The sequence below is a fragment of the Polaromonas sp. P1_A2 genome (genome assembly GCF_056406895.1).
On the sequence record NZ_JBFTZI010000005.1, the window covers coordinates 15,385 to 39,358 of the forward strand.

Genomic DNA, 23,974 nt, shown 5'->3' on the forward strand with positions numbered 1-23,974 from the left:
CAGTGGCACGTCGTTCGATGCATCAGGCGGGCGCTTGCTGTGGCCCCTGGAAGGCACCCTACGGCGATGACTCCCTGGTCGACAGTGCGGCCGGGCTTTGCATGATGGTGTTGACGCCGGTGACGCAGGCGGATGCCGAGGCGATTGCGGTGTTGATGGCGGAGATGGCGTCTGCTGGATTGAAGGGCTACCCCTTAAGCCCCTTACCCGCCCGCACCACCATCTCCTCCGTGCGCATATCCCGCGCGCACCACCCGGCCACAATGCGCGACGAATTCGACAAGCCATGCGCGTCGGGGCCGCTGCCTTCACCTTCCAGAACCTGAACCGGAATCTGCGCTTTTTGCAGGGCATCGGCCATCACTGTTTGCGAAGCCCAGAACACGTTTTTGTCCTGGGGGTTGCCGAGCACAAAAACACGCAGCTGGGGGTTGACCTTGTCCTTGGCGACAAACTTCCAGGGTTCGTAGGAGTCGGCGTAGTTGGTGGTGTCTTTGCTGCGGCCCATCATTTCCCAGCGTATGCGGGGCGAGGAGGGGGCCGAGGTGGGCACCGCGCAGACGATGTCGGCGCGTTCGGTGATCAGCGAGGCGGTCACATGCCCGCCGCCGCTCTGGCCGGCGATCACCCATTCTTCAATGCCGTGGCGCTTCTTCAATTCGTCGAGGGCGGCGGAGATGATGAGCGACTCATCCATGCGCCTGCGCTGCATGTGGTCGCCTGACGATCCATGCGTGCCGGGCCGGCCCATAAAGATATAGGGCACGCCCAGTTTTTTGGCCCAGTCGTCGGCGCTCTTTTGCAGCTGGGCATTGGTCAACTCCAGGTAGGCTTTGCTGGTCTTGCCAACGCCGACAAAAACATCACCGTGGAAAAAGACCAGGGCGCGCTTGACGGGCTGGTCGCCAAAGCCGGCCTTCCAGTATTTGAGGCATTCGGCGCCCGAGTGCGCCGTGGCGGCCCAGACGGTGTTGGCCGCGGCGGCGCACTGGGCCTGGGTGGCCTTGACGCCGCTCAGGATGGCTGATTCTGAAAAGTCACCGGCATCGCTGAATTCGGCGCGGCCGAACTGTGCATGGCTGGCGGCCGGCGCGAGCAGGGCTGGCGCCAGGCACCCCATCACCAGAACCTTGTTAAAACCCCTGTGGCGGAAGAATGGGCGCATATCTAGCCTGATGAAACCTTATCTGCTGGACAAGTCTTTCACGCCCGCCTCCCGGTTGAAGGCGGCTTACCCCCGGGCCTGTTTCATTCCAGGCGCGCGGGAGACCCTCAATTCACCGAAAAGTCCTGCCCCTTGTAGCCACCCTGGAAAGCCTGCACCGGGTTGGACACATAGCGGGCGACGTCCTGCTTCACGCGGGCGTACTCGGGGCCGTCCATTTTGTAGGCGTAGGCCGGACCGATCTTCAGCACCTGCGTGTTGTCCGGGCTGATGACCGAGGACTGGGCATTGCCCGACAGAAGGATGGCCGAAATCTTGCGATTGCTGGCGTTGATGGTCCAGCGCACGGGCTCGTAGCTGGTCAGCACCAGCACGAGCGGGGTGCTGCCCGGCGTGACGTTGACCCGTATGCCGCCGATCCGGCTGCCGCCACCGGCCGTCGTCGGGGTCGTCACCGCGGCTTCGTACACACCGATGAACGACACCTTGGCGTTGGCGGGCACGTCGGTCAGCAGGGGTTTGATGCCGGTTGCCGGGCCCTTGATGGCGGCGGCCGCCGCAGCCGCTGCCACGGCCGACTGGTTGGGGTCGCGCCCCTGGCGCAGCAGATGTTCGATGTAGCGCTCGCGGACGGCCGGCGGCAAGGAGGCCAGCTGCGGGTTTTGCATCTGCTGCTGTTGCTGCTGCATTTGCTGCTGCTGCGTCTCCGCATTCATTCTGGCCAACTGCTGGGCGAGCTGCGCATCATTGACTATTTTTTCAAGCGCCTGGGGTTCTCCCTCGGGCACAACCTCGCTGCCGATGACAACCGCCGGAGAGCCCCGGCGGAAATAACCTTGCCGGGGCGCAAGCGAGAGCAGCAATCCTTCATTGGGGTCACCCCCTTGCACGGCTGAGATCGTTTCTTTCTCGATATCAAAAAGCCGGGCGGCGGTGGTCGTCCCCGGCAGGTTCACGTCAAGGTAAATGGCGGTTTCAGATACCTTGGCCGGCCCGTTGTTGAGGGTAGACCCGAGAAAGGAGGTGGTCCAGACGCCCTGCGCGCCTGTGTCGACGTTGAGCCAGCCCAGGTCGCGCATGGAGACAAAAACGAGTTTCTTGCCGTTTCCCATGAGCACCGGCGCCGACGACGTGACACCCTGACCGGTGAGCGTCATCTGTTTCAGCAGCGACACAGTGACCGCACCTTCCGCGCTGCGTGCGTGGTCGACGATCGCCACGTTTCGGCCGTTGCCTACCGCATAACGGGCCGTGGCCGGTGCCAGGGCCACGGACCAGGTGGGCCTCTGCACCGTCACCGGGTAGGGCTCCATGGTGGCCTTGGTGTGGTCCAGCAGCATGGGGGCGGCGTTGCCCGTGCTGTTCAGGACGGTGGCGCCAACCTCGGGCAGCCAGGCGACGACATCGCTGAACTTCGTGGTTTTCCAGAGCGTGGCGCCGGTCTCGGCATCCATCATCCACAGGGCGTTGTTGCTGGCGGGGACTGCGAGTACACGCCCATTGGGAGACAGGGTTTGCGGGCGATAGGCTTCCGCGGGGGCATCAAAGCTGTTGATGATTTTCCCGTTGGGCACCTGCACGGTCATGAATTTGGCGCGCTGGCCCCGCAGGACAATCACGTTCGCGTTTCGGGCCGCGACGACGCCGGCGGCCGACTCCGGAAGCGTCGCGATAACCGCCCTGCCTTGCAAGGGTGACAAGGGGACCAGCGCCGGTTTTTGCACGGCGGCGACAAAGCGCTGTATGCCGACCCATTCCGCCAGTTTGGCATCCTGGTCTTTAAAGCAGGCCGTATCGGAGATTTTTGCCTTGATGGCGGCGCTGGTGTCGAAGAAGCCTATGGACGCGGTGCCGCTGCAAGTCAGGCCCCTGATCTTGAGCAAGGCCGCGTGCTGCTCGGCAAGCGCCGACCTGGAACTTCCATCCTCCAACGAGGCAAACAAGCTGTTCTGCGCGACGACGAGGTCCTCGGCCATGGGAAATGCCAGGTTGACTTTGTCTGCCTTGGATAAAAGCACGGTGCGGATCTGGTCGCATCCGGTCAAGGCCATCGAAAGAGCCAGCAAGCACGCTAAACGGATCATTTGTTCCCTCAATTTCTTGTTCTGCTCAAACCGGCGGATGCCGCGCGGGCCGGCACCCGTGGAAAAGGACTATCCCGCTTTCACACCATCGGGCTGCGGGTGCTATTTGCTGAAGGAGTCTTTCATACCCGTCACGCGATTGAAGACGGGCTTACCCTCTCCTCTAATCTGATGATCTTGGAAGTCCGTCACAAAGTAGCCATGCCGCTCAAACTGGAAGCGCGTGCCGGCGGGCACCTTGGCGAGTGATGGCTCGACATAGGCCGTCACGGTCTTGAGGCTGTTGGTGTTGAGCTCATCGAGGAAATCCTTGTCGCCGGTGCCGGGGTGCTCCACGCTGAACAGGCGGTCGTAAAGGCGCACCTCGGCCTGGACGGCATCGCTCACGCCCACCCAGGTGATGACGCCCTTGACCTTGATGGCGTCTGAGCCTGGCGTGCCGCTCTTGGTGTCGGGGATCAGGGTGGCGTGGACTTCGGTGACCTTGCCGTTGGCGTCTTTCACCGCGCCGGTGCATTCAATGACGTGGCCGTATTTGAGGCGCACCTTGCTGCCGGCAATCGCCTGCTTGCTGGCGTTGACGTGGGGCGGGAACAAGCGGAAGAAGCCCTTGGGCGGGGTTTCTTCGTAGTCTGTGCGTTCAATCCAGACTTCCTTGCCTATCTTGAAGTTGCGTTTGCCCATCTCTTCATGGTGGGGGTGCACGGGCGCTGAACAATCGTCGAGCTTGCCTGCGCCCATGACTTCATCCCAGTTGGTGAGCACCAGCTTGACCGGGTCCAGCACGGCCATGGCGCGCGGGGCAATCGGGTCCAGGGTGTCGCGCAGCGCGCCTTCGAGGGTGCTGTAGTCGATCCAGCTGTCGCTTTTGGTGACGCCTATGCGTTCGGCAAACAGCTGCAGGGCCTCGGGCGTGTAGCCGCGGCGGCGCAGGCCGACGATGGTGGGCATGCGCGGGTCGTCCCAGCCGCTGACGCGGTTTTCATTGACGAGCTGGGCCAGCTTGCGTTTGCTGGTGAGCACATAGGTGAGGTTGAGGCGGGCGAATTCATACTGGCGTGGGTGCGGCGTGGCGATGAGCTTGCCTTCGGCCAGGCGGTCGAGCAGCCAGTCGTAAAAGGGGCGCTGGTCTTCAAACTCCAGGGTGCAGATGCTGTGGGTGATCTGCTCGAGCGCGTCTTCGACCGGGTGGGCAAAGGTGTACATGGGGTAGATGCACCATTTGTCGCCGGTGTTGTGGTGGTGGGCGCGGCGTATGCGGTAGATGGCCGGGTCGCGCATATTGATGTTGGGCGAGGCCATGTCGATCTTGGCGCGCAGCACGGCGGCGCCGTCGGCGAGTTTGCCGTCGCGCATTTCGCGAAAGCGCGCCAGGTTCTCGGCGGGGGTGCGGCCGCGGAAGGGGCTGTTGGTGCCGGGGTGGCCGAAGTCGCCGCGGTTCTGGCGCATTTCCTCGGCGCTTTGTTCGTCGACGTAGGCGTTGCCGCTTTCGATCAGGTATTCGGCCGCGCGGTACATGAAGTCGAAGTAGTCGCTGGCCTGGTAGGGCCTGGCGTCGGCCTTGTCGGCACCCATCTGCGTCCAGTCATAGCCCAGCCATTTGACGGCGTCGACGATGCTGTCGACGTATTCGGTGTCTTCTTTTTCGGGGTTGGTGTCGTCAAAGCGCAGGTGGCAGACGCCGCCGTAGTCGCGCGCCAGGCCGAAGTTCAGGCAAATGCTTTTGGCGTGGCCCACATGCAAATAGCCGTTGGGCTCGGGCGGGAAGCGCAGGCGCACCCTGGCGGGGTCGGGCTGGCCGGCGGCATGGTGGGCGGCATCCCCGGGGCTGCCGCCCCAGCGGCGGCTGGCATAAGTGCCCTCGGCCAGGTCTTTTTCGATGATCTGGCGCAGGAAGTTGCTGGGCTTGTGGATTTCTTTGTCGGCAGGGGCTGAGGCAGGGGCGGGAGAGGTCATTGGGGGATTTTAGGGCTTACCCGAGTAGGGTTACGTTTGGCTACTCTCTTCACGGGGCATGCGGTATGCCATTACAGGTGCCCTGCGTTTAATAAGCACATGGGCATTTCCTGCCCTGCTTAAGGAGAACCATATGAAGACAGCCATCAAAGCAAACCGCTCCCTCGCCCTGGCAGGCGCCGCCGCCACCCTGGCCGTGGCCGCCCTGGGCTTTGCAGGGGCTGCCCAGGCCCGCGACAACGTGTCGTTTTCTGTGGGCATAGGCGTTCCGGGTGTGGCGGTGGGTGTGACCAATGCCTACCCGGTGTACCAGCAACCCGTGTATGTACAGCCTGCTCCGGTTTATGTGCAGCCGGCACCGGTTTATTACCCGCGCCCCGTGTATGTGCAGCCGGCACCGGTGTACTACCCGCAGCCCGTGTACTACGGCCCGCGCCACGGCCACAGGCACCATGGTGGCTACTATGTGCAGGCGCCCGGCTATGGTTACGGCCCCGGCTATCGCCCGGCACCGGTTTATTACCAGCGCTAAGCCCGCCTGAGGCAAGAAAAAGCCCGCATCCCGCGGGCTTTTTTATGGGCGGTGTGAAAGCTCAGGCGGCCGGCCGCCAGAAGACGTAGTCGGCCTCGTAGGGCACGGAGACGCGCATGCCCAGGGTGGCGGAGGTGCAAGGCGGGTTGGCCACCACGCCGGCGACGGTGCGGCGGCCCTGGATGTAGCGGATGTTGGCGAGCGCGCCCGGGGTGTCGGAGGGGCCTACCATGGCCCGCTGCAGGGGCAGGTTCCGGGGGGCGCCGGGCACTTCGACGAGTTCCTGCGCGCTCACCTTGGAGCCGTCGCTGTGCTCCCAGCGCGCGCGGGCGCCGGGGTAGTAGGTCACGGTGCTGCCTGCGCCGTCCGCCAGGCGGATGCCGCGGGACAGCAGCAGCCAGGCGTATTCATAGGGCGCGCGTTTGACGGCCTGGCATTCGTAGAGCAGCTCACCGCGGCCTTGCGCTTCGAGCACCGCGGCGTAGCCCGCGGGCACACGCAAGGTTTCCGGCATGGCCTGCTGGGCGAGGTAGGGATTGGCCTGGCGCAGGCCGCAGGCGCCCAGCGCAGCCACGGCAGCCAGCAGCAGCGTGCTTCGCAGCAGGCCGGGGAAGGGACGAAAGGCGTTGGTGGGAGTTTTCACGGCGGGCTCCAGTGGCGGCGGACGGTGTGTCACAGCCCAGTAAATCCCCGGCGCGGCGGGCCGTCTGTAGGCGGTCAGGGGGAGCGTGTGCGGGGAAACATCGGCAACAACAGAAAAGCCCGCAGGCCGGAGCCTGCGGGCTTGGGCTCCATGGCGGCTTGGCCACCATGGAGAGGCGCGCCTTCACAGGCGTGCCCGGAGGGGCTGCCTTAAGCAGCTTTCCAGAAAATGTAATCGGCCTGGTAGGAGTTGGTGAGCTTGTCGCCGATATCGGCCTGGGTGCAGGCCTTGCTGAGGTCCTGGCCGCCCTTGGTCTTGATGCGCTGGATGTAGGTGATGTTCTGCAGCACGCCGGGCGCGGCGCCGGGTGCGCCGGTGGACAGCTGCTGCGGCAGGTTGGTGGCGCCCACGCGCGGCGCTAGCGCAACCTGGGTGCCGACGACGCTGGAGCCGTCAATATGCGTCCAGGTGGCGGGCGGGCCGGAATAGCGGGCGACGGTCTTGCCCGTGCGGTCCAGCAGCTCGGCTTCGGGCCGTACCAGCACCCAGCCTATGGTGCCGGCGGTGGTGGCATTGGCCTTGCACTCGTAGTGCAGCAGGCCGCTGGCGGTGGTTTCCAGCGCGACGACGTTGCCGGGCGGGACCGTGATGGTGGCGTCAAGCTGGTCCTGGGTGTATTCCTTGGGCAGGGGCGCAACGCCGGAGCATGCGACCATGAGCGCGGCGGTGCCGGTGACCATGGCCACGGTGACGGCTGCGCTTTTGCTGTAGGCCCACAGGATGTTGTGCGTGCTTTTCATGAATATCCTCCGCTTGTTGTGTCGTTGTCGCTTGCCAGTAAAACGCGGGGTGTGTGCAAGTGCTGTAGGACGCCGCGCAGGCTTGTTGCCAGCGCGTTCCCGCAGGGCCTGAAGGCGTGGTGGAAGCGGCCCGGGCGGGCGCAAAAAAGCCCACAGGGCCAGCCTGTGGGACTGAAAAACCAGCCCCGCCTGACGTTCAGGGCCGGCTGCTTACGCTCATCGGGGATGTCCGCCTTACATCGCCTTGTAGAAGATGTAGTCGGCCTGGTACTGCACCACCTGTCTGGCGCCCGCATTGCCGGCGGCGCAGGGCATGGCGGGGGCGACGCCGCCGCGGGTGTCCACGCGCTGGATGTAGCTGACACCGCTCATGGCGCCGCTGCCCATGGCCGGGTTGGCCTTGACGAGCTGGGTGGGAATGTTGCCGGCGCCGTTGGGGGCTACGGCGAGCTGGGTGGCGGTGATTCTGGAGCCGTCCAGGCTTTCCCAGGTGGCGGGCGGGCCGTAGTACTTGCCGACCTGTTTGCCGCCGCGGTCGTTCAGCCTGGCGTCGGGGCCGACAAACACCCATTCAAACTGGCCGGCCATGTCTTTTTTGGGGCTGCACTGGTAGGTGATCTCGCCCACGCCCACGGTTTCCATGGCGACCGTGTGGCCGGCCGGCACCTGGACGGCGGCGGGCAACTGGGCCTGCGAATACATGGGCTTCATGGGCGGCATGCCGCCGCAGGCGGCGAGCACGGAAACGGCAAGCAGGGAAGCGAAAGCGGTGAAGGGGCGCGGCATCATGGTGTAACTCCTCGGTGGTGGTGGACCGGCCAAGGGGCCGGCGTGCAAGACGCACCGGCCTGTGTTGTGAAGCCATGGCGCGGCGCGTCCTGCTGCTGGTACGCGGCGGGACGGGCGCTGGATTCAAGCGGCTGAGCTACTGCCCGAAACGCGGGCCCTTGAGTAGGAAATCTTTTTCTTCCGGGGTGTCAGCACGTCCCAGGACCGCATTGCGGTAAGGAAAGCGGCCGAAGAGGCTGATGATGTCGCGGTGCTGGTGGGCGTAGTCCAGGTTGCCCTGCAGGCGCTGCTTGAGCGCCTGGGGCGCGTCGGCGACCAGCCGGGTGAAACGCGCCACACATTCGTCCTGCAGCGCCGGGCTTTCGGCGTGCATCAGCGGCATGTAGAGAAAGAGCCGCGCCGCCCAGGGCAGTTGCAGGTCTTCACCGGCGGCGACGGCCTGCCGCACCAGCTGCTGGGCGCGGGCATCGCCGGCAAAGGCGCGGGCAGTGCCGCGAAAGATGTTGCGCGTGAACTGGTCGAGCAGGATGACCAGCGCCAGGCGGTGCTGGGGAGGTTGTTCCCAGTCCCGCAGGCCGCCGGCCAGTGCCTCATCGACGGCGGCACCGAAGCGCGCGCGTATCTCTGTATCGAGTTCGGCGCCACCGCTGAACCAGCGTTTGCCGAGGTCCTGCGTGGGCCAGTCCTGGGTAATGCCGTCGCCCAGCCAGAAATCAAGCACCTGGCCGGGTGTGGCGATGGAGGGCGCGATGGTGGTGGAAGTGGGGGCGGCTTTGGTCATGGCGACCGCGAGCTTAGCCTACCAGCGGTCGGAGCGCAGCTGCAGGTCCCAAACACCCTTGCGCACGGCATAGACACCGACCACGCCGTAGCGCTGCTCGCCCACGGCGTCCCATTTCATGGAGCCGGTGATGGGCGCGTAGCCGTCAAAGCTGCGCAGGGTCTGGGTGATTTTTTCGGGCTTGACGGAGTTGGCGCGCTTCATCGCGCCGGCCAGGATGTACATCGCGTCATAGGTGTAGTGGCCGCCATAGGCCGGCTCCCGCTTGAAGGTTTCCTGGTACTTGGCCAGGAAGGCCTTGCCATTGACGAATTCTTTGGCGTCCAGGATGGGCGAGGTGGCGTACAGGCCCTTGACCGTGTCGCTGCCCTTGAGCATGTCGGTGGTCTTGATGGTGTCGCCGCCCAGGATGCTGATCTGCTGGTTGTAGTCGATCTTTTTGAGGGCTTCGATCAGCGCCAGGATCTGGAAGTCGCCTTGTGTCGACACGACCACCTCGACACCGCCATCCTTGATCTTGCCGGCCAGCTCGTCAAATTTGGTGGTCTTGTCGTCCGACGAATAGCTGACGACGACTTGCTTGTTGGCCTTCTTCAGCTCGGCAGACGCGCCGGCGGCCAGGCCCTTGCCGTAGGTGGTGCCATCGTCGACCACGGCGAACTTGCTGGCATTGAGCTGGTTGGCGGCGAAGGAGCCTATGGCGCGGGCCTGCAGGTTGTCGTTGGCGACCAGGCGGAAGGTGGTGTCCAGGCCGAGTTCGGTGAACTTGGGGTTGGTCGAGATGGCCAGCTGGGCGATGTGCTTTTCGGCATAGACCGGCGCGGCCGGGATGCTGACGCCGGAGTTGAGGTTGCCGATCACGGCGACCACGCCGGCATCGACCAGCTGCTTGGCGACGTCAACGCCGGCCTTGGGGTCGGAGCGGTCGTCCATGGCGACGATTTCGATCTTGACCGTCTTGCCCTTGATCTGGAAGCCTTCCTTGTTGAGCTCGTCCACGGCCATCTTCACGCCGTTGTGCAGGTCCTGGCCCAGGGCGGCGAGGTTGCCCGACAGGGGCTGGGCGACGCCGATCTTGATGGTGTCGGGCGGGTTGTCGCAGCCGGACAGCAGGGCGGAGCCCGCGGTGACAGCGGCGGTCAGGGCGGCCAGGGTAAGGCGGCGGGTGGCGGTGTGGGTCATCGTAAAACCTCGGGTTGAATGGTGTAACTGAATGTATGTTTCACCGTCACCGAGCGGTAGTGGGTTTGACCTACTTTTGAATGAATGTCTGAGTAGATAAGTTTTACTAATGGTTCGAATTGCTTCGTTTCACCTGCAAAACGCACCGAAATGGTTTGTTTGCGGGCCGGATTGGCGCGCGCTCGCGCAGGGCGTGCCGGCGGCCGCCGTTTGGCGTGTCTGCGGGTTTCAGGGCAGCAGCTGTTTGCGCAGGAAGGCGCTGATCTTGCCGTCCAGGGCCGGCAGCTGGCTGCGGTCGAAGCCGGGCGGGTCCAGCAGCAGGTCTTTGGCCAGGCTGGACATGGCCTCGGCGGGCGGTGGCGGCGAGAGCAGCGCGCCGTGGCCGCCGTCAGGCAAGTCGGCCAGAAGCTCGCAGCGCTTGCAGGCCGCGAGCACCGCGTCGCTGTGAAAACGCGGCACCAGCCAGTGGTCTTGCCGGGCCGTGACGAGGGCCAGCGGCACCGCCGGCGAGGCCAGCGAGGCCATGTCGAAATCGGCGGCCAGCGGCACGCCGGCCACCACGGCCTGGATGCGCGCATCGTGGTGGCTTTGCCAGGTAGCGTCGCTGAATCGCTGGCGTATGACGGCCAGCACCACGGTTTTTTTCAGTCCGTCCAGCAGGCCGCCCGTGAGCCGGGTGCTCAGCCCGGCGCAGGTCTGGAAGTCCTCGGCGATGTGGGCCTCGCAATGCCGGGTGAGCAGCGCCGGCGACCAGCGCCCGCCGGCCAGGGTCAGCGCGGTATGGCCGCCGGCCGACATGCCGTACAGGCCGACCTTGTCGAGCGACAGCAGTGATGCGAAGCGCGGCTCGCGCGCGACCGCATCGATGGTGCGCGACACTTCGGCGGGCCGCTGCTTCCAGCTGTCGGGGCCGGGGGAAGACGGGTCCCTGGCGTTGTCGCCGCGGTGCAGGGGAAAGGCGACGACAAAGCCGTCCTCGACCAGGCGGCGTGCCAGGTCGGTGTAAGTCCAGGGGGAGCCGCCCGAGCCGTGCGAGATGACGACCAGGCGCGTATTGCCGCGCACGGGCTGGCCGTCTTTGTCGACTTTGAGGGAATAGGCGCCGACCTGCATGGGGCGGTCTTCGGCGGCGGAAGGATAGAAGACGCTGACGGGGCTGTCGTCCTGCTGGCCCGGCAGCTCGGTAAAGCCCATGCCGGCCTGCGCGGCCGCGGCGGCGAGCAGCAGCAGGCTGCTCAGCAGATATCGGTTCATGGGCTCTTCCTCTTTCCCTTTTTTGTCCTCCCTTGATTAGAGCAGGCCCAGCTGCCCCCACAGCAGCTTGCCCAGGTAGCGGTCGGGCATCAGCGTGAACACGCCTGCGACAAGGCATGCGCCTATGTAGAGGGCCTGCATGGCGCCGCGGTGGCCCGCGATGTTGCCGCGGCTCAGATGCCAGAACGCGCCCGTCATGCTGAACAGCGCGAAGGGCACCAGCAAGTGGATGGGGGTGTAGCCGGCGATATTGGGATAGTCGTAGTCACGGATGAAAACCGCCGTCGCGGCGGTGACCAGCATCATGGTGACGAAGGCATAACCAAAAGCCCGGTGCAGCTTGGGCCGCTGAACGCGTCCCTTGCGCGCCCACAGCGCGACCGGCCCGATGACGATGGCCGCGCTGGCGGCAAACAGGTGAATGGCGATCAGCGGTGTCAGTTGCATGGCGGTGGCGACTGGCGATGGGGGTAACAAATTGTGCACAAATGGCTCACCCCTGTCCAGGCTCACTGCGTGTAGCCTGTTCTCCCCTCGAGGGGACAGGCGCCTGCGGTCTGGCAGAGCCAGTCCCGCGGCCCCTGCTGGTACGGACCCCCGGGCGCTGCGGCCTTTCGCTGCGCAAGGGACGGGCCAACAGCTACGGCCATAATCACTCCACCTAATTTCTGGAGCCAGCATTGGATATCGCACTGTTGATCAAGGCCGCCATCATGGGCATCGTCGAGGGCCTGACTGAATTCCTTCCCATCTCCTCGACAGGCCACCTCATTCTTGCGGGCGCGCTGCTCGGTTTTGACGACGACAAGGCCAAGGTCTTCGACATCGCGATCCAGACCGGCGCCATCTTTGCGGTGATCCTGGTCTACTGGCAGAAGATTCGCGCGACCGTGGTGGCGCTGCCGACCGAGAAACAGGCGCAACAGTTTGTGCTCAACGTGCTGGTGGCTTTTGTGCCGGCCGTGGTACTGGGCCTGCTGTTCGGCAAGGCCATCAAGGCCCATCTGTTCACGCCGGTCGTGGTGGCCAGCACCTTCATCATCGGCGGCTTCATCATCCTCTGGGCCGAAAAGCGCCAGCAGAACAACCCGGCCGCCGCGCGCGTCCAGGAAGTGGAGGCCATGACCGTGATGGACGCGGTCAAGGTCGGCCTGGTGCAGTGCCTGGCGATGATCCCGGGCACCAGCCGCAGCGGCGCGACCATCATAGGCGGCATGCTGCTGGGGCTGTCGCGCAAGGCGGCCACCGACTTTTCTTTCTTCCTGGCCATGCCCACGCTGATAGGCGCGGGTGTCTACAGCCTCTACAAGGAGCGCGCGCTGCTGTCCATGGCCGACCTGCCGCTGTTCGGGGTGGGCCTGGTGTTCTCCTTCCTGAGCGCCTGGCTGTGCGTGCGCTGGCTGCTGCGCTATATCTCGAGCAACAGCTTTGTGCCTTTCGCCTGGTACCGCATCGCCTTCGGCATCGTGGTGCTGGCCACGGCCTGGAGCGGCCTGGTGGTCTGGGCCGAATAATGCGGGCCGCGCGCATGGGCTGGGCCTTTCGTTTTTTTTCGCTGCTCGCGGGGCTGCTGCTGGCGGGCCAGCTCTCGCATGCGGCCGGACCGGTGAGCATCCCCTCGCTGGACGGCAAGCTGGAGATCCCGGGCTACTGGTTTGACGTGGGCGACGGCGAGCCCAGGCCCGTCATCATCGGCTTGCACGGCTGCGGCGGCGGGCTGGACAGCAAGGGCAATTTTGCCGAGCGCTTTTTCCGCTACGCGGGTTATTTCAACGCCGAGCGCATCCATTTCCTGCCGCTGGACAGCTTCACGCCGCGCGGCCACAAGTCGATCTGCGAAACACCGAACAAGCTTCGCACCATCCATGAAGCCGAACGCCGGGAAGACGTGTTCGCCGCCATCGCCTGGCTGGTGAAGCAGCCCTCGGTGGATGCCTCGCGCATCGTGGTCATGGGCTGGTCGCACGGCGCCCAGACCGTGCTGAGCACGGTGGACGCCACCGACAAATACGTGCAGGCGCAGAAAGTGCGGCCGCGCGCCGCCGTGGCTTTTTATCCCGGCTGCCTGGTGAACAACAAGATGTGGAACTATGAAGTCCACACGCCGCTGCTGATCATGATCGGCGAGCTCGACGACTGGACGCTGGCCGGCGAATGCGTGACGCTGCAGGAGCGCCTGCGAAAGAACAAGGCCAACGCGACCGTGGACCTGGTGGTCTACCCGGGCAGTTACCACGGCTTTGACGGCACCGGCCCTGTGAAGCAGATGGAAGGCCTGGGCAACACCAAGACCGGCAAGGCCATGGTGGGCGGCAACCCCGCGGCGCGCGAGGCCTCGCATATACGCATGTTCGAGTTTCTTTCGGCGCAGCTGGGCCAGCCTTTGCTGCTGTCGCACGCCCAGCGTTTCAAGGGCCACCACTATGTGCTTCCGCCGGCCTCGGGTTTCGCGGCAGCCGATGATTTGGCCGCCGTGCCGCTCAGCGATGCCGGCAAGGCGCGTTATGCCCACTTTCGCGGCCTGCCCCCGCCCAAGGCCTTTGCGGTGACGGAAAAAGGCGGCTGGTATTTCAACGCCGGCGAACCCGAGGCCATGGCCACGACCTTCCAGCAATGCGCGAGGGCGAAATCCAGGTGCTGGCTCTATGCCGTGGACGACCAGGTCGTGTGGCAGCCGGATGTCGCGGCGCGGGCGGGCGAAGCGGGCCTCAAGCGCGTGGGTGCGCCAGCCCGCTGAGCGCTGCAATTTCTGCGATTGGCGTGACGTCCGACAAAAACCGTCATATCCCGGTGTTAGGCTGGTTTTTTTAACTCCACCCTGAGGCGCACCATGAGTATTCTCGGAAAAATTTTCGGCAAGATATTCCCCTCGCTGCAAACGCCCGACACCGCGCCGCCGGTCGCCGCCGCTCCCGCTGGCGCGGCGCCCGCAGCACCCGCCCTGGCGCCCGCAACGCCGCCCATGCAGCAGGTTGACGTCGAAGCCCTGCTCAACGGCATGGCCAGCAAGAACCCGGAAAAACTCAACTGGAAGACCTCCATCGTCGACCTGATGAAGCTGTTGCACCTGGACAGCAGCCTCGGCGAACGCAAGGAGCTCGCGAAGGAGCTGGGCTACACGGGCGACATGAATGACAGTGCGGCCATGAACATCTGGCTGCACAAGCAGGTCATGAACAAGCTGGCCGCCAACGGCGGCAAGGTACCCGCGGACCTGATGGACTAGGCCTGCGGTGGCAATGCTCAGGTGGACCTGAGCTTTTCCACCAGGGCCGCGTAGCCGGCCATGGCCGCCTCGCGGGCCATGCCCTTGCGCCCGGCCCAGGCGTCGAATTTGGCGCGGCCGGTCACGTCCATGATGCCGGGGCGCTCGCCCGTCGCGTCGCCCACCGTGGCCTGCTTGTAGAGCGCATAGAGCGCCAGCAGCTCTTCGTTGCCGGGCGGCTTGGCCAGCGTTTTGACAGCAATGCCGGCGGCCTCGAAAGCGCGCTCGGCCTTGCTGGGGCCGGAAGGCGCCAGCGGCGCGCCGAAGTGGGCGTCTTCCAGTGCCACGTCGTCGGGGAACCAGCGCGCGTCCAGCAGCCGGCCCGAACGCACGGCAAAAGCCAGCACGCCCTGCGACATCAGGCCTGAAGCCGTGAGGGTGGCGGGCAGCACCGCGATGCCGGCATTGAACACCGGCTGGCCGAAGGCGGTGAACTTCACGCCGGTAGCCCAGGGCAGCATGGCCTGCAGGCCCTTGTTGCCGCGGTAGATGCCGCTGGCGCGGTTGCTGCCGGGCTGGAACCAGCCCATGTCGGAAGCGCCCCGGGCGAAGACGCCGCTGAAGTCGCCGGCCTCCAGCGCTGCGCGCAGCGATTGCGCAAAAGCCTGCAGGGCGTCGGCGCTCATCTTGGGGTCGTCCACCGCCATGCCCAGCGAGGCGGCGCTGCTGGCGCCGAAGAATTCGAGCACGTTGCGCGCCACCTGCTCGCGGTCGTTGTCGACGCAGATCATGTGGTAGCTGTTCTCCAGCACCACCATGCGCGCCTTGGCGCCGCCTATCTGTTCGACCAGGTAGTTGGCCGAGGCCAGGCTGGTGAGCTCGTCTTCGCGCGCATGGATCACCAGGGTTTCGCTGGCCATGTTTTTGAGGTCGGCCATGACCCAGCGGCGCAGGCGGTCCACCTGCCGTATGCAGGCCAGCGGCACCCAGCGGTAGTGGAAGTTTTCGCCGCGCGCGAACTTGGCCTTGACGATGGCGCGCAGCTGCTCGTTCTTGATGCCGAAGGGGTCTTCCTCTTCCACCCGCATGCGCGCAGGAACGCCGGGCACGTAATACATCAGGTGGCGCGCCGGTGTGTACCAGGCGGTGGCCCAGCCGTCGATGTAAATCGGCGGCGCCAGCGCGATCAGTTTGCCGCGTGTGTGTTTCTGGCGCTTGGCCAGCTCGGTGGCCAGCAGCGCGCCCATGCACATGCCCATGATGTGGAAGTTGTCGTGCTGCGCGGCCACCTCGTGGTACTTGGCCGTCACGGCCTCCATCCATTGCTCGGCCGTGACCTGGACCAGGTCCTCGGGTGTGGTGCCGTGGCCGGGCAGGGTCAGCGAGTGCGTGACGAAGCCGGCGTTTTTCAGCCGCTTGTGCATGGAGCCCAGGTCGTACTGCGTGCCGCCCAGGCCGTGGATCAGGAAGACGGCGGGCGTGCTTTTGTCCACGGCCGCTTCGGCCGTGGGTGTGATGGGCGTGTCCGCTGCCACGTCAGGCCTCGACTTCCAGCAGCACGGCCACCTGTTCGACCTGGCCGTCGGCACCGCGCACGCCCGACAGGCGCGCGCTCACGGCGGCCACGCGGCCGTCGCTCCAGCGCAAGCTGTTCTTCCACAGCACGTGCTCGCGCTGGCCCTGCGTGAGGTCGCGCCAGTCGGCCTGCAGCGCGGGCTGCTCCTGCGGGTCGGCGTGGGTGATGAAGTCCTGCACCGTCAGCAGGCCGGTGGCATCGGTACGCAGCAGTTCGCTGGCGCCTTCGCCCCATTCGGCCGCGCCGGTCCTGGCGTCGAAATTGGCGACCACCGTGCGGTTCGATTCCAGCACCTGGCGGTAGCGGGTGCGCCAGTCCTGCGCCAGCGCGAGCGCCTGCGCGGCGGTGGCACCCAGCGCGTTGACCACGCCCACCAGCAGCGCCATCACGGCCACATAACCCTGGACCTCGATCACCGCCTCGCCCGGAAAGCCCTCGACCTCGGCGAAAGGCCCGCCGCCGCTGTTGGTCCAGGCGATCAGCGCCAGCGCGCCCAGCAGCGTGGCCAGCGTGGCGCCGCGTTCCTTCCACAGGATGGCGGTGACCACCATAAAGGGCAGCGGCAGGTAGGCCAGCGTGGGGCCCAGCGAGGCGCCGAAACGGTCGGACACATCGCTCGAAAAAATCAGCGCCGCCACCACAAAGAACAGCACAAAGGTGCCGGCGCCCGCAAGAAACTGGCTGCTGGCCATGCCGCCCGAACGCTTGACCTTGAAGCCCGCGAAGGAGGTGATGAGCGGCGCGACCAGCAGGATGCCGACAAAGGTCGTGCAGGCCCAGACGCGCCACTCGGTCAGCAGGGGGATGGGCTGGGGCAGGGCCCAGCTCCAGAGCACGATGGCGATGCTGGCGCCCAGCGCGGAAGTCAGCAGCGCGCCGACCAGCAAGCCGGCATAGGCCTTGCCCGGCTCGATGCGGCCGTCGGGACGGGGCGCGCGCAGCAGGCGCGCCACCCAGGCGCCCAGGCCGGCCGCCAGCGCCTCGTTGGCGCCGAAGGCCAGCGCCGGCAACAGCGCCAGGCCGTCCAGCAGCGACAGCAGGATGGCCGCCAGTGCGGCGCCGGCCAGCACGGCAAACCGTTTGGCCGGTTTGACCACCAGCAGCGCGCCAAAAGTCACCCCGGTGGCCAGCCAGACGGAAGCGCTCAGCGTCATCGCGTCGCCCATGCTCTGGGACACGATGGCCGCGACGGCCCAGGCAAGAAAGGTCACGGCGAGGGTGACGATAAGGGGCAGGGCCATGGGGTTCTCCTCGGAGAGTCGTGTTATTGCTCGGCACGGGGCCGGATGGTCTGGGCTAGTTTAGCCAGTCTGTTGCGGAGATTGCTTAGGTGCTTAAGGGTAAGTCCCCTGCTCTTGAAGATGATCGATATCTACAATATGGACATGTATCCACAATATGGACAAATCCCATGCCTGTAGACACCCCCGACCAGACGCCGCTGATGCCCTACCAGTACCCCAACCCGCCCGACGCCAGGCCGGAAATTGTGGTGCAGCACGCCATCCCGATCGATGAACGGCTCTGGGTGCCGCAGGCCGAGAACGTCTGGTTCCGGCCGCTGTGCCTGAACGCCAGCCAGGGCTACTGGATGAATTTGCTGCGCGTGCGCAAGTCCGGCGTGCTGAGCCGGCACCGCCATCCGCAGGCGGTGCATGGCTTTGTGCTCAAGGGCCGCTGGCGCTACCTGGAGCACGACTGGGAAGCCACCGAGGGCAGCTATGTGTTCGAGCCGCCCGGTGAAACCCACACGCTGTATGTACCGGAAGACGTCGAGGAAATGATCACCTACTTCCAGGTCAATGGCGTCATGTACTACACCGACCCCTATGGCAAGGGCATGGGCTATGAGGACGTGTTCACCAAGATCGAGATGTGCAACAAGCATTTCGAAGCCGTCGGCCTGGGCGCCGACTACACACAACAATTTATCCGCTGAGTGCGGCGTTTTTTTGGAATTACCCATGACCTACCAGGCCGGACTTTTTAAAGGCAAACGCGCGCTGGTCGCCGGCGCCACCCAGGGCATAGGCGCCGTGATCGCCAACCACCTCGCGGCGCTGGGCGCCGAGGTCACGGCCCTGGGGCTGGGCGGCGGCGACGGCACGCTGTCAGCTGGCGTCGAGGTGCGCCAGGCCGACGTGACCTCGGCTACCAGCCTGGACGCGGCGCTGGCCGGCATCGACAAACTGGACATCGTCTTCAACTGTGCCGGCATCATTCAGCGCGGCGTCGAGCACGACATCGAGGTCTTCGAAAAAGTGCTGGCCGTCAACCTGAGCGGCACCATGCGCGTGTGCACCGCCGTGCGTGAGCGCCTCAAGGCCAGCCGCGGCTGCATTGTCAACACGGCCTCCATGCTGAGCTTTTTCGGCGGCGGCCTAGTGCCCGCTTATGCGGCCAGCAAGGGCGGCGTCGCCCAGCTCACCAAGTCGCTGGCAATCGCCTATGCGCCCGATGGCATACGCGTGAACGCCATCGCGCCAGGCTGGATCGCCACGCCGCTCACACAAGCCCTGCAGGACGACCCGGCGCGCGCCGGCCCCATCCTGGCGCGCACGCCCATGGGCCGCTGGGGCACACCCAAGGACGTGGCCGAAGCCGCGATGTTTCTTTGCACACCGGCCGCCGCCTTTATGACCGGCGTGATCCTGCCGGTGGACGGCGGCTACATGGTGTCGTGATGGCGTCGCCCAGCACGTCGCAGGTGGCCGGCACGGCCGCGTTTTCCAAATTCATGCACGTGCTGCAGCTGGTGGCCGACTCGGAGCAGCCGCTCAACGTAGGCGCACTGGTCAAGGCCAGCGGCTACCCCAGGCCCACGGTGCACCGCATCGTCGCGGCCCTGGTGGCCGAGCGCCTGCTCGTCGAGAACGAGCGCGGCGCGCTGCTGGCCCTGGGCCCGCGCCTGATCCAGCTGGCCAGCCGCAGCTGGGGCCGCTCGGACCTGCGCCTGGCGGCGGTCGACGAACTCAAGCGCCTGCGCGACATCACCGGCGAGACCGTTCACCTGGCCGTGCCCAACGGCAGCGCCATGGTCTATATCGAAAAACTCGAAAGCCCCAGCGCCGTGCGCATGGCCTCGCGCATAGGCACCAGCGTGGCGGTGCATGCGACAGCGGTCGGCAAGGCTTATATGGCGGCGCTGGAGCCCGCCGCACTGGAGCCGCTGCTGCAGGGGCTGCCCTTGCAGCGCTACACCGGCAACACGCTGGTGAAGCTGACTGACTTGCGCAAGCAGCTGCAGATCACGCGTGAACGCGGCTGGTCGGTTGACGGCGAAGAACACGAGGCGGGGATTTTTTGCTACGGCGCGGTGATACGCGGCGGAGGGGGCGCGCCGGTGGCCGCCATCAGCGTCAGCACTTTGATGTTCCGGCAGAAGGACAACCCCGAGCAGGCCTATGTGGCGCCGCTGCTGGAGGCTTGCCGGGCCATTTCGGCGCGAATCGCCGAGACGCCAGCCTTGTCGTCGGCGGAGGTGTTGTAGGCGCCTGGATCAGTCCAGGAAATTCCGCAAGGCCGCCTCGATGGCCGCCGCCGTCATCAAAGGCTTTTCCATGGGGAACAGGTGGCTGCCATCCAGCATCATGATCCGCCCCTTGGTGACTTTCTCTGTCATCCCCATGCCGACCTGCTTCATCTCGGCCGACTGGCGCCCGCCTATAAAGGCGACGGGGCATTTCAGGGGATGGCGCTTGAGCAGGCCTTCGAGGTTGTCGGGCAGCGTGTTGTAGATCGCGGTTTCCACGTCGCGGTCAAAGCTCAGCAGCTGCTTGCCTTCGTCCTCGCCCGTGCCTTCATAGGTGCCGTGCGCGATGTAGTCGCGCAGCACCTGCTCGTCCCAGGCGGCAAAGGCTTTTTTGCCGCGGAAGTGCTCGAACACCTCATCCTTGCCCAGCCACTGGTTTTTGCGCTTGCGGCTGATGGCGCCGGGCGAGATGGCGCCGACCAGCTGTGCGCGTTTGGCGACGCTGAGGGCGCGCGCGCGCCAGCCGCCCAGGATGGGCGAGTCGACGAGTACCACGCCCTTGACGGGCTGGCCGCCCAGCTGCGGGTTGCGGGCAGCGCACATCAGGCTTAAAAAACCGCCCAGCGAATGGCCGACCAAAAAGGCCGGCTGGCCGGCTTTTTCAACCTCGCGGGCCGTGAAGTCGGCCAGCTGCTGCACCAGGTGCGGCCAGTTGCTGGTGACCGGGTAGCGCGGGTCGTGGCCGAATTTGTCAACCGCCTTGACCTGGAAGCCGCGGGCTTTCAGGCTATTAAAAACCGCGCTGTAAGTGCCGGCCGGGAAGCTGTTGCCGTGGGAAAAAATGACCAGCGGTTTGGCGTTGGCTGGCACGGCTTAAATCAGTTTCTCGTCGGGCGTGCTGATTTTTTTCAGAGGCTCGTGGCGCGTGGCCGGCATCTTCAGCGGGATGTCGGTGTGCGCGTCGTCCCAGACCGGGTCCTCGATGCTGTCGAAGACCTCGCGCAGCTTCTGGCCCCAGCTGCTGTGCATCATGCGGTAGTAGGGGTTGTCGTTGTCGATGCAGACGATCTTGTCGCTTTTGTAGGTGTCGGCCTCGTAGACCACCAGGTCCAGCGGCAGGCCCACCGAGAGGTTGGACTTCATGGTCGAGTCCATGGACACCAGCACACATTTGGCGGCCTCGGCCAGCGGCGTGGCGGGGGTCAGCACGCGGTCCAGCACGGGTTTGCCGTATTTGGACTCGCCGACCTGGAAGTAGGGCGTCTCGTCCGTGGCTTCAATGAAGTTGCCGGCCGAATACATCTGGAACAGGCGCATGTTCTCGCCGCGGATCTGGCCGCCGAAAACCAGCGAGACGTTGAAGTCCACATCGGCGTTTTTGAGCGCCTCGCCGTCGCGGTCGTAGACGCGGCGGATGGCCGAACCCAGCACGCGCGCGGCGTCGAACATGCTTTTGGCGTTCCAGATGGTGATGGGCTCGCCGCCTTCGTGGTCCTTGAGCTGCTCGACCTGCAGGATCTCGCGTATCGACTGGGAGATCGACAGGTTGCCGGCCGACAGCAGCACCATGAAGCGGTCGCCCGCTTTTTCGTAGACGATCATCTTGCGGAAGGTGCTGATGTGGTCCAGGCCCGCATTGGTGCGGGAGTCTGACAAAAACACCAGCCCGGCGTTGAGTTTGGCGGCGACGCAGTAGGTCATGAGATGGCTTTGGGGTGTGGGGGAGGTCGGTTTGCGCTGGTTCACGGCGAGGCGGACATCTTTTTGAGGCGGTACAGGGCGTCCAGCGCCTCGCGCGGCGTCAGTGCATCAGGGTCTATGGTACCCAATGCCTTGTCCACCGCGCTTTGTTCGGGCGCGGCCGCTTCGGGCGGCGCGGCGAACAGGTCGACCTGGGCGCGCGCTTCGTTCTGGTGGGCCTCCAGCGCATTGAGCGCATGGCGGGCGTGGTTGACCACCGCGGCGGGCACGCCGGCCAGCTTGGCCACGGCAATCCCGTAGCTCTTGCTGGCGGGGCCGGGCTCGATGTGGTGCAGGAACACGATGTCCGCGCCGGACTCGACCGCGCTCACGTGCACATTGATCGCACCGTGGTGCTGGGCCGGGAATTCGGTGAGCTCGAAGTAGTGCGTGGCGAACAGCGTGAAGGCCTGCGTCTTGTTGTGCAAATAGGCGGCGATGCCGCCGGCCAGCGCCAGGCCGTCGAAGGTCGAGGTGCCGCGGCCGATCTCGTCCATCAGCACCAGAGAATGAGGTGTAGCGGCGTGGAGTATCTGCGCGGCCTCGGTCATCTCGAGCATGAAGGTCGACTGCGCATTGGCTACGTCGTCGGCCGCGCCTATGCGGGTGTGGATGGCGTCTATGGGCCCGAGCCGGCAGCTGGCCGCCGGCACATAGGAGCCCACGCTGGCCAGCAGCACGATCAGGGCCACCTGGCGCATATAGGTCGACTTACCGCCCATGTTGGGGCCGGTGATGACCTGCATGCGGTGCTTGCCGCTCATCACACTGTCGTTGGCGATAAAGGAGCCGCCGCCGGTTTCGGCCAGGCGGGCCTCCACCACCGGGTGCCGGCCCTGGACGATGTCTATGCAGGGCTCGCGCACAAACACCGGCGCGGCCCAGTTCAGCGTGAGCGAGCGTTCGGCCAGCGCGCACAGCGCATCCAGCGAGGCCAGGGCGCGCGCCAGCCGGCTCAGCGCGGGGATGAAGTCCTGCAGCTGGTCCAGCAGCTGTTCGTACAGCCATTTTTCGCGCGCCAGCGCGCGCTCCTGCGCCGACAGGGCCTTGTCCTCAAAGGCCTTGAGTTCGGGCGTGATGTAGCGCTCGGCGTTTTTGAGCGTCTGGCGGCGGCGGTAGTCGTCGGGCACCTTGTCGACCTGGCCCTGCGTGACCTCGATGTAAAAGCCGTGCACCTTGTTGAACTGCACGCGCAGGTTGGCGATGCCGGTGCGGGCTTTTTCGCGCACTTCCAGGTCCAGCAAAAAGCTGTCGCAATTGGTCTGGATGGCGCGCAGCTCGTCGAGGTCCGCGTCGCAGCCGTGGTTGATGACGCCGCCGTCGCGTATCAGCGCGGCCGGCTCGTCGAGCACATAGCGGCCCAGCAGCGCGGCGCAGCCGGCCGGCGGCTGCAGGTCTTCAAAAATGCGGGTCAGCAGCTCCGGCAAATCGCTGCCCGCGGGCGCGGCCAGCTCGGCTTTTTGCAGCGTGTCCTTGAGGGCCACCAGCTCGCGCGGCCGCACCTGGCGCAGCGCGATGCGGGCGGTGATGCGTTCCACGTCGCTGCAGCCCTTGAGTTTGGCGCGCAGGCTTTGCTGTGAGCCGCCGCGCAAATGCGTGATGGCGTCCAGCCGGGCGGCGGCCTGGGCGCGGTCGCGGCGCGGCGTGAGCAGCCAGCTCTTGAGCGCGCGGCTGCCCATGCCGGTGGTGCAGGTGTCCAGTAGCGAAAACAGCGTGGGCGAGTCCTCGCCGCGCAGGGTTTGTATGAGTTCGAGGTTGCGGCGCGTGCTTTGCGGCAGCTCGATGAGCTCGCCGGATCGCACCACCTGCAGGCCCTGCACATGCGACAGCGCCCGGCCCTGTGTGTGTTCGGCATAGCCGAGCAGCGCCGAGGCGGCCGCATGGGCTTCGTTCAACGCCTCGGCGTTCCAGGAAGCCAGGGAGGCGACCTTGAGCTGGTCCAGCAGGCGGCGCGCGCCCAGGGCGGCGTCGAACTGCCAGGCCGGGCGGGCGGTGCTGGCGCAGCGCTGGGCCTTGATCCGCTGCTCGAAGGCCGGCGTCACGTCGATGTTGTAGAGCAGCTCGCTGGGCGCCACGCGCGCCAGCCAGGCCTCGAGTTCGTCATTGGCGCAGTGCGCCAGGTGGATCTCGCCCTGCGTCACGCTGAGCCAGGCCAGGCCGCAGGTGTTGCGCGCGCCCTGGTGCACGGCCAGCAAAATGGATTCGGTCTTGTCGCTGAGCAGCTCGGTGTCGGTCAGCGTGCCGGGCGTGACCACGCGCACCACCTTGCGCTCGACCGGCCCCTTGCTGGTGGCGACGTCGCCGACCTGCTCGCAGATCGCCACCGATTCGCCGAGCTTGATCAGCTTGGCCAGGTAACCTTCGAGCGAGTGGAAGGGCACACCGGCCATGACCACCGGCTCGCCGGCCGACTGGCCGCGCCGCGTCAGCGTGATGTCGAGCAGGCGTGAGGCTTTCTCCGCGTCGGCGAAGAACACTTCATAGAAGTCGCCCATGCGGTAAAAAACCAGTGTGTCGGGATAGTCCGCCTTGATGCGCTTGTACTGCGTCATCATGGGGGTGTCTTCCGCCCCTGTTGCGGAATTTTTGCCCCGAATTGTTTCCTTTTGCATCAATGAACCGGCGCGCCGGCGCCCCCTTTATTTGGCATTTTTTTCACTCAGGCCGCTATCTTAGGTGGAGCCAGCGCTCCCCCCGTACGCCCCGATTGTCCTTTGATTGTCCTTCAGTCCCCGATACCTGCCGCGCCCGGCCGGCTTAGACCCGAAAAGCCGGTGGGCAGCCATCAGACGGCG

Annotated in this window: 22 protein-coding genes; 7 read left to right on the forward strand and 15 right to left on the reverse strand. The window is 65.6% G+C overall.

The features are described 5' to 3' along the window. Window positions 1-187: 187 nt before the first annotated feature. The 3 genes from AC1D09_RS18640 to AC1D09_RS18650 form a co-directional block, all read right to left on the reverse strand. Entirely contained in the window at window positions 188-1,165 is a 978-nt protein-coding gene (locus AC1D09_RS18640; protein WP_477663868.1) for an alpha/beta hydrolase family protein, read from the reverse strand. A 107-nt stretch (window positions 1,166-1,272) separates the two neighbouring features. Next, window positions 1,273-3,216, reverse strand: coding sequence for a hypothetical protein (locus AC1D09_RS18645; RefSeq protein ID WP_477701171.1), 1,944 nt, complete (start codon window positions 3,214-3,216; stop codon window positions 1,273-1,275). Window positions 3,217-3,351: 135 nt separating this feature from the next. After that, a complete protein-coding gene (locus AC1D09_RS18650) occupies window positions 3,352-5,205 on the reverse strand; it encodes a glutamine--tRNA ligase/YqeY domain fusion protein (RefSeq protein ID WP_477663866.1) in 1,854 nt (617 codons plus the stop codon). A gap of 133 nt (window positions 5,206-5,338) precedes the next feature. Between AC1D09_RS18650 and AC1D09_RS18655 the strand changes: the two genes are divergently transcribed. After that, window positions 5,339-5,737 carry a hypothetical protein gene (locus AC1D09_RS18655; RefSeq protein WP_477663865.1) on the forward strand — a complete coding sequence of 133 codons (399 nt, stop codon included), beginning with the start codon at window positions 5,339-5,341 and terminating at the stop codon, window positions 5,735-5,737. 61 nt (window positions 5,738-5,798) lie between these two features. Here AC1D09_RS18655 and AC1D09_RS18660 read toward each other — a convergent pair whose 3' ends face one another. The 7 genes from AC1D09_RS18660 to AC1D09_RS18690 form a co-directional block, all read right to left on the reverse strand. After that, entirely contained in the window at window positions 5,799-6,380 is a 582-nt protein-coding gene (locus tag AC1D09_RS18660) for a DUF3455 domain-containing protein (RefSeq protein WP_477663864.1), read from the reverse strand. A 209-nt stretch (window positions 6,381-6,589) separates the two neighbouring features. Beyond that, window positions 6,590-7,180 (reverse strand): DUF3455 domain-containing protein, encoded by a 591-nt coding sequence (locus tag AC1D09_RS18665; RefSeq protein WP_477663863.1) that lies wholly within the window; start codon window positions 7,178-7,180, stop codon window positions 6,590-6,592. Between the two features lie 234 nt (window positions 7,181-7,414). After that, window positions 7,415-7,966, reverse strand: a complete 552-nt coding sequence (locus AC1D09_RS18670; RefSeq protein ID WP_477663875.1) for a DUF3455 domain-containing protein — start codon at window positions 7,964-7,966, stop codon at window positions 7,415-7,417. A 139-nt stretch (window positions 7,967-8,105) separates the two neighbouring features. Next, window positions 8,106-8,750 (reverse strand): DUF924 family protein, encoded by a 645-nt coding sequence (locus AC1D09_RS18675; RefSeq protein WP_477663862.1) that lies wholly within the window; start codon window positions 8,748-8,750, stop codon window positions 8,106-8,108. Between the two features lie 18 nt (window positions 8,751-8,768). Further along, on the reverse strand, window positions 8,769-9,932 hold the full coding sequence (locus tag AC1D09_RS18680) for a branched-chain amino acid ABC transporter substrate-binding protein (RefSeq protein WP_477663861.1): 1,164 nt from the start codon (window positions 9,930-9,932) through the stop codon (window positions 8,769-8,771). Between the two features lie 228 nt (window positions 9,933-10,160). Next, complete coding sequence (locus tag AC1D09_RS18685; RefSeq protein ID WP_477663860.1) at window positions 10,161-11,186, reverse strand: alpha/beta hydrolase family protein; 1,026 nt, start codon at window positions 11,184-11,186, stop codon at window positions 10,161-10,163. A gap of 36 nt (window positions 11,187-11,222) precedes the next feature. Then, window positions 11,223-11,633 (reverse strand): DUF2306 domain-containing protein, encoded by a 411-nt coding sequence (locus AC1D09_RS18690; RefSeq protein WP_477663859.1) that lies wholly within the window; start codon window positions 11,631-11,633, stop codon window positions 11,223-11,225. A gap of 233 nt (window positions 11,634-11,866) precedes the next feature. Here AC1D09_RS18690 and AC1D09_RS18695 point away from each other — a divergent pair, with 233 nt between their 5' ends. The 3 genes from AC1D09_RS18695 (at window position 11,867) to AC1D09_RS18705 (ending at window position 14,412) form a co-directional block, all read left to right on the forward strand. Then, window positions 11,867-12,700 (forward strand): undecaprenyl-diphosphate phosphatase, encoded by an 834-nt coding sequence (locus tag AC1D09_RS18695; RefSeq protein WP_477663858.1) that lies wholly within the window; start codon window positions 11,867-11,869, stop codon window positions 12,698-12,700. Further along, complete coding sequence (locus tag AC1D09_RS18700) at window positions 12,700-13,923, forward strand: dienelactone hydrolase family protein (protein ID WP_477701172.1); 1,224 nt, start codon at window positions 12,700-12,702, stop codon at window positions 13,921-13,923. The genes AC1D09_RS18695 and AC1D09_RS18700 overlap by 1 nt, the downstream gene beginning before the upstream one ends. Window positions 13,924-14,016: 93 nt before the next feature. Then, window positions 14,017-14,412 (forward strand): DUF3597 domain-containing protein, encoded by a 396-nt coding sequence (locus AC1D09_RS18705; RefSeq protein WP_477663856.1) that lies wholly within the window; start codon window positions 14,017-14,019, stop codon window positions 14,410-14,412. A 17-nt stretch (window positions 14,413-14,429) separates the two neighbouring features. Here the strand turns inward: AC1D09_RS18705 and AC1D09_RS18710 are convergent, their stop codons facing one another. Further along, a complete protein-coding gene (locus AC1D09_RS18710) occupies window positions 14,430-15,926 on the reverse strand; it encodes an acyl-CoA-binding protein (RefSeq protein ID WP_477663855.1) in 1,497 nt (498 codons plus the stop codon). A gap of 1 nt (window position 15,927) precedes the next feature. Further along, entirely contained in the window at window positions 15,928-17,208 is a 1,281-nt protein-coding gene (locus tag AC1D09_RS18715; RefSeq protein ID WP_477663854.1) for an MASE1 domain-containing protein, read from the reverse strand. Window positions 17,209-17,378: 170 nt separating this feature from the next. Here AC1D09_RS18715 and AC1D09_RS18720 point away from each other — a divergent pair, with 170 nt between their 5' ends. The 3 genes from AC1D09_RS18720 to AC1D09_RS18730 are packed head-to-tail and all read left to right on the forward strand — an operon-like array spanning window position 17,379 to window position 19,457. Beyond that, complete coding sequence (locus AC1D09_RS18720) at window positions 17,379-17,906, forward strand: 2,4'-dihydroxyacetophenone dioxygenase family protein (protein ID WP_477663853.1); 528 nt, start codon at window positions 17,379-17,381, stop codon at window positions 17,904-17,906. A gap of 25 nt (window positions 17,907-17,931) precedes the next feature. Continuing rightward, window positions 17,932-18,651 (forward strand): SDR family NAD(P)-dependent oxidoreductase, encoded by a 720-nt coding sequence (locus AC1D09_RS18725; protein ID WP_477663852.1) that lies wholly within the window; start codon window positions 17,932-17,934, stop codon window positions 18,649-18,651. Next, a complete protein-coding gene (locus tag AC1D09_RS18730; RefSeq protein WP_477663851.1) occupies window positions 18,651-19,457 on the forward strand; it encodes an IclR family transcriptional regulator in 807 nt (268 codons plus the stop codon). Before AC1D09_RS18725 ends, AC1D09_RS18730 begins: the two co-directional genes overlap by 1 nt. Before the next feature lie 9 nt (window positions 19,458-19,466). Here the strand turns inward: AC1D09_RS18730 and AC1D09_RS18735 are convergent, their stop codons facing one another. The 3 genes from AC1D09_RS18735 to mutS are packed head-to-tail and all read right to left on the reverse strand — an operon-like array spanning window position 19,467 to window position 23,791. After that, a complete protein-coding gene (locus tag AC1D09_RS18735) occupies window positions 19,467-20,309 on the reverse strand; it encodes an alpha/beta fold hydrolase (RefSeq protein WP_477663850.1) in 843 nt (280 codons plus the stop codon). 3 nt (window positions 20,310-20,312) lie between these two features. Beyond that, complete coding sequence (locus AC1D09_RS18740) at window positions 20,313-21,140, reverse strand: proteasome-type protease (protein ID WP_477663849.1); 828 nt, start codon at window positions 21,138-21,140, stop codon at window positions 20,313-20,315. A 41-nt stretch (window positions 21,141-21,181) separates the two neighbouring features. After that, window positions 21,182-23,791 (reverse strand): DNA mismatch repair protein MutS, encoded by a 2,610-nt coding sequence (gene mutS, locus AC1D09_RS18745; RefSeq protein ID WP_477663848.1) that lies wholly within the window; start codon window positions 23,789-23,791, stop codon window positions 21,182-21,184. Window positions 23,792-23,974: the final 183 nt, after the last annotated feature.

Coding starts and splice junctions, on each gene's coding strand:
- AC1D09_RS18640 (WP_477663868.1), bottom strand. CDS start 1,165: ATGCGCCCATTCTTCCGCCACAGGGGTTTTAACAAGGTTCTGGTGATG.
- AC1D09_RS18645 (WP_477701171.1), bottom strand. CDS start 3,216: ATGGCCTTGACCGGATGCGACCAGATCCGCACCGTGCTTTTATCCAAG.
- AC1D09_RS18650 (WP_477663866.1), bottom strand. CDS start 5,205: ATGACCTCTCCCGCCCCTGCCTCAGCCCCTGCCGACAAAGAAATCCAC.
- AC1D09_RS18655 (WP_477663865.1), top strand. CDS start 5,339: ATGAAGACAGCCATCAAAGCAAACCGCTCCCTCGCCCTGGCAGGCGCC.
- AC1D09_RS18665 (WP_477663863.1), bottom strand. CDS start 7,180: ATGAAAAGCACGCACAACATCCTGTGGGCCTACAGCAAAAGCGCAGCC.
- AC1D09_RS18670 (WP_477663875.1), bottom strand. CDS start 7,966: ATGCCGCGCCCCTTCACCGCTTTCGCTTCCCTGCTTGCCGTTTCCGTG.
- AC1D09_RS18675 (WP_477663862.1), bottom strand. CDS start 8,750: ATGACCAAAGCCGCCCCCACTTCCACCACCATCGCGCCCTCCATCGCC.
- AC1D09_RS18680 (WP_477663861.1), bottom strand. CDS start 9,932: ATGACCCACACCGCCACCCGCCGCCTTACCCTGGCCGCCCTGACCGCC.
- AC1D09_RS18685 (WP_477663860.1), bottom strand. CDS start 11,186: ATGAACCGATATCTGCTGAGCAGCCTGCTGCTGCTCGCCGCCGCGGCC.
- AC1D09_RS18690 (WP_477663859.1), bottom strand. CDS start 11,633: ATGCAACTGACACCGCTGATCGCCATTCACCTGTTTGCCGCCAGCGCG.
- AC1D09_RS18700 (WP_477701172.1), top strand. CDS start 12,700: ATGCGGGCCGCGCGCATGGGCTGGGCCTTTCGTTTTTTTTCGCTGCTC.
- AC1D09_RS18705 (WP_477663856.1), top strand. CDS start 14,017: ATGAGTATTCTCGGAAAAATTTTCGGCAAGATATTCCCCTCGCTGCAA.
- AC1D09_RS18715 (WP_477663854.1), bottom strand. CDS start 17,208: ATGGCCCTGCCCCTTATCGTCACCCTCGCCGTGACCTTTCTTGCCTGG.
- AC1D09_RS18720 (WP_477663853.1), top strand. CDS start 17,379: ATGCCTGTAGACACCCCCGACCAGACGCCGCTGATGCCCTACCAGTAC.
- AC1D09_RS18725 (WP_477663852.1), top strand. CDS start 17,932: ATGACCTACCAGGCCGGACTTTTTAAAGGCAAACGCGCGCTGGTCGCC.
- AC1D09_RS18730 (WP_477663851.1), top strand. CDS start 18,651: ATGGCGTCGCCCAGCACGTCGCAGGTGGCCGGCACGGCCGCGTTTTCC.
- AC1D09_RS18740 (WP_477663849.1), bottom strand. CDS start 21,140: ATGACCTACTGCGTCGCCGCCAAACTCAACGCCGGGCTGGTGTTTTTG.
- mutS (WP_477663848.1), bottom strand. CDS start 23,791: ATGCAAAAGGAAACAATTCGGGGCAAAAATTCCGCAACAGGGGCGGAA.